A 4,184-nucleotide genomic window follows, 5' to 3' on the forward strand; every position below is an offset into this window, starting at 1 on the left:
AACGGCGATGCGGCTGCCTCCGCGATCGTCGACGAGGGCGTCCGTCTGCTCACGGCGACGGCCACCGCCGCTTCCGCGCGCACCGCCGACACCGTCATCCACGGCGGTCTGACCGACCACGTCTGGTTCCGCCAGCAGCTCACGTCGTCCCTGCAGGCAGCCGAGCGTCGGGTCGTGCCCGCGCGCGGCGACGCCCTCGACGGGGCGCTGCTTCTCGCGCGCCGCACCGACCTCCCCCATGAAAGGTTCGTCCACCGTGCCGAATGACGACTCCCGCCTGACCGCCCTCCTCTCCGTGCTGGAGCGCCTCGACACCGAGGCCTCGACGACGGAGCGGGGCGACCTCGACCTGCTCGGCACGGCCGAGCTCGTGCGACGGATGAACGCGGAGGACCGCCGGGTGCCCGAAGCCGTGGCCGAGCGCGCGGAGGAGATCGCGACTGCCGTCGACGGCATCACCGAGCGGTTCCGTCGCGGCGGACGCCTCATCTACATCGGAGCGGGCACCGCGGGCCGCATCGGCGTGCTCGACGCGAGCGAGTGCCCGCCGACGTTCGGCACGGATCCCTCGATGGTGGTCGGTCTGATCGCGGGTGGTGAGGCGGCCATCCGCTCCGCCGTCGAGAACGCCGAGGACGACGACGCGGCCGCCGAGGCGTCGCTGCGCGAGCTCGGACTCACCGAGCGCGACACGGTGGTGGGCATCTCGGCCTCCGGCCGTACTCCTTACGTCGTCGGCGGCCTGACGTATGCGCGCGGCATCGGCGCGTTCACGGTGGCGATAGCGTCGAACGCCGACTCCGAGATCGGGGCCGCGGCCGAGGTCGCGATCGAGGTCGTCACCGGACCCGAGTTCATCTCCGGGTCCACGCGGCTGAAGTCCGGGACGGCGCAGAAGCTCGTCGTGAACATGCTCACGACGCTGTCGATGATCAACCTCGGCAAGACGTATCGCGGCGTCATGGTCGATCTGCTGGCCACGAACGAGAAGCTGCACGCCCGTTCGATCCGCACGGTGTCGCAGCTGTCCGGCGTCGACACCGCGGGGGCGGCCACGGCGCTGCAGGCGGCGGACGGCTCGGTCAAGCTCGCGCTGCTGATGCTCGCCGCCGACGCGACGGCGGATGCTGCGGCGTCCGCGCTCGACGAGGCCGACGGGATCCTTCGCGACGCCATCACCGCGCTCGCCTGATCGGCGCGCTTCCCGCGCGTCCGATACGGTATGCGGATGCCCCTCGCTCTGATCACCGGCGCTGCGCGCGCCGACAGCATCGCCGCCGGAATCGTCCCCCGACTGCGCGCCGCCGGCTGGACCGTCGTCACCAGCGACCTGCGCGATGCCGACCACCCGGCCGACCTCTCCACGGTCGAGGGACCAGAAGCGCTGATCGCGGAGGTGACGGCGACTCATGGACCGATCACCGCGCTCATCCTGAGTCACGCGCACGATGTGGAGTCAGGAGTGCTCGACACCACAGCGGAGAGCTTCGACCTGCACGTCGCCGTGAACGCGCGAGCGACCCTGCTGCTGATCGCGGCCTTCGCCCGTCAGGTCGGCGACGACGGGGGAGTGGTCCTGGCGTTGACCAGCGACCACGTGACCGGCAACCTCCCCTACGGCGCGTCGAAGGGGGCGCTCGACCGCCTCGTCATCTCCGCGGCGCGCGAGCTCGGCCCCCGGGGGATCTCCGCGAACGTGCTGAACCCCGGACCCGTCGACACCGGCTGGATGGACGACGAGACGCGCACGGGCCTGGCCGGCATGACCCCGCTCGGACGCCTCGGCCGGCCTGCGGATGTGGCGGCCGTGGTGGAGTTCCTCGTGTCCGACGAGGGGCGCTGGATCTCGGGGCAGCTGCTGAAGTCCGACGGGGCCTTCTCGGCGCAGTACTGACTGTCGCCGGGCCTGCGACCTGCGGGCCCGGTGCCTGTGCCTGTGCCTGTGCCGGTGCCCTGCAGGCTCGGCTCCGCAGGCGCAGGATCAGTGCTCGCAGGTGCAAGACCCTCCGCCGCAGCAGGCCGATGCCGCACCTCCGTGCGCCTGCGAGGACTCCGGCACGTCCATGGCCGGGTTCTGATCGAGGAACCCTGCGGGCTTGAACCAGAAGCCGGCGTAGTCGACGGGCATGATTGGCCAGTCCTCGGGGCGGGGGAAGTGCGTCAGGCCGAAGGTGTGCCAGAGCACGATGTCGTGTCCGTCGATGTCACGGTCCGCGGCGGCGTACTCCGGCAGTCCGGAGCCGCCCTGGTGGGCGTTCGGGTAGCGACCGGCCGGCCAGATCTGCCCCGGCTCGAAGCGCGTCGCCCACAGGTGCTTCGTCGCGAAGGCGGCGCGCGCGGCGACGGAGGACTCCGGGTCGGCCATCAGCAGCGCGGTCGGCTCCGGGATCAGGTGGTACGCCGTGGGTCGGCCGACGTGGTTCGTCCGCGAGGCGCTCTGCACCTCCCAGACCCGCGCCACAGAGGAGTCCGCGTCGCGCTGCGCCTCCGACTCCGTGCGCAGCGGTGTCTCCGACCATGTGAAGGCGTTGCCGAAGGGGTTGTCCTCGCCCATCGGGATGCGCTGGGCATCCACCTCGACGAGCCGGTTGTCCTCGCCGTCGATCGCGACGTCGAGGCGCGCACAGAACAGGTGCTGGTGGACCGGGGCGAACACGCCGGGCGCGAGTTCGGTCGCATGCCTCTGCCGCACGCCGGGTTCACCCGCACCGGCGAACACGATGCCCGTGGCTTTGGCGACGACCTCGATCGAGCCGTCGAGGCCGAAGTTCCAGTAGAAGCCGTAGTCGTAGTTGCCGATCGTGGAGAAGTACGACACCACGAACCGACGGGAGCGGCGCACGTCGGAGCGACCGGCGAGGTCGGTGTGCTTCCAGAGGATGCCGTAGTCCTCCTCGTGCATGCAGATCACGTTCGGGATCCGTACCGGGTGGCCGTGGTCGTCGGCGACGTAGCCGTCGACGTACCGGATCACACCGAGGCAGTCGCAGCCGAGCTCGAGGTGGTTGGCGTTCTTGCCGAGCAGGTATTCGCCGGCGTCGAAGTAGCTGATCCAGAAGCGTCCGGGAGCGGTGTCGCCGTAGGGGACCACCATCTCCGGAACGCTCGCCCTGCTCAGCACGGATCGTCCCTGGAACGTGACGTCGTGCAGCACGAGTCCCTCGCGGGCGTTGAAGTCGACGCGCATCGACCAGCCCTCCCACTCCACGAGCGACCCGGTGACGGAGAAGCTGGGCCCCTCCGGCTGGGTGATCTCGATGGGCTTCAGAGTGGTGCGCGCCTCGCCCTGCACTTCGGGGTAGTAGTTGCCGTGTCCGGCCGGCACGGGCACGTCGCCATGGTCCTCGACGCGGATCACGCTGTTCGAGGTGAGGTCGATGTGCACGATGAGGCCTTCGACCGGGTGCGCCCACGGGGAGTCGTGCTCATCGTGCTTGAGGAACGTCAGCGAGCGGATCACCCGGCGGCCCACCTCGTCGGCACGCCCGGTGTATCCGGGGGCGAGGGGGCCGCAGAAGGCGAGAGCCATGTGCTCCTCGAGCCCCCGACGCTTCATCGCGGCCTGCCATTCCGGCGAGGCCTTCGCGATGCTCTCCGCGCGCTCGTACTCCTCGAACAGATACTGCGGCTGTCCGTAGGGCGGGGCGTCGTTCGGCACCCGGTGCGTGCGCAGCACCTCACGACGGGTGATCGAGACCACGACCTCCGTGGCGATCCCGGTGGCGATGTCGAGCAGTGTCACGTCGACGCGGCGGTCGACGGCGGATCCGGCGGTCCACGTCGCGAGCTCGTCCTTGGTGGGCTCGTCGGGGAGCAGCATCGGCACGCGGGTGGTCGCCGTCATCAGACCAGCGGCGTCGAGCACCTCACGGGCGGCGGCGATCTCGGTTCCGGTGAGGGGATCGTGCGGGTGCGGAGCGGCGATCTTCCCGATCGACACGGGCTGCGGAGCATGGTGGGACATCATCGACCTCACTATTTTCGAGCGACTGCTCAATAAACGGGTTGGCACGATGATAGGGCCGACAGCCCGTCCTTCGCAACGGGGCGTCTTCCCGACGAGGCGTGCGGAGGGGGTCTCAGGCGCGCCAGGGGGCGAGCGCGGCGTCGAGCACGGCGAGGTGCGCGGCGGCGGACTGCGGCTCCGTGACCTCGACGATCTGCTGCCCGTAGGTGATGGAGCG

At 70.4% G+C, this 4,184-nt stretch carries 3 protein-coding genes and 1 pseudogene; 3 read left to right on the plus strand and 1 reads right to left on the minus strand.

Annotated elements, in window-relative coordinates:
* From DSP71_RS22505 to DSP71_RS17905, 3 genes and pseudogenes are all read left to right on the plus strand, one after another.
* Positions 1–267: pseudogene (locus DSP71_RS22505) on the plus strand (ATPase); the annotation flags it as partial.
* Positions 257–1,192, plus strand: coding sequence for an N-acetylmuramic acid 6-phosphate etherase (murQ, locus tag DSP71_RS17900; protein ID WP_113681730.1), 936 nt, complete (start codon positions 257–259; stop codon positions 1,190–1,192). The pseudogene DSP71_RS22505 and the gene murQ, both read left to right, overlap by 11 nt.
* 36 nt (positions 1,193–1,228) lie before the next feature.
* A complete protein-coding gene (locus DSP71_RS17905) occupies positions 1,229–1,894 on the plus strand; it encodes an SDR family oxidoreductase (protein ID WP_058632431.1) in 666 nt (221 codons plus the stop codon).
* A gap of 87 nt (positions 1,895–1,981) precedes the next feature.
* Here DSP71_RS17905 and DSP71_RS17910 read toward each other — a convergent pair whose 3' ends face one another.
* Positions 1,982–3,967 carry a primary-amine oxidase gene (locus tag DSP71_RS17910; RefSeq protein WP_113681731.1) on the minus strand — a complete coding sequence of 662 codons (1,986 nt, stop codon included), beginning with the start codon at positions 3,965–3,967 and terminating at the stop codon, positions 1,982–1,984.
* Positions 3,968–4,184: the final 217 nt, after the last annotated feature.

Origin of the sequence: Microbacterium sp. H6, from assembly GCF_003314775.1 — a bacterium.
GTDB classification, from domain to species: domain Bacteria; phylum Actinomycetota; class Actinomycetes; order Actinomycetales; family Microbacteriaceae; genus Microbacterium; species Microbacterium oxydans.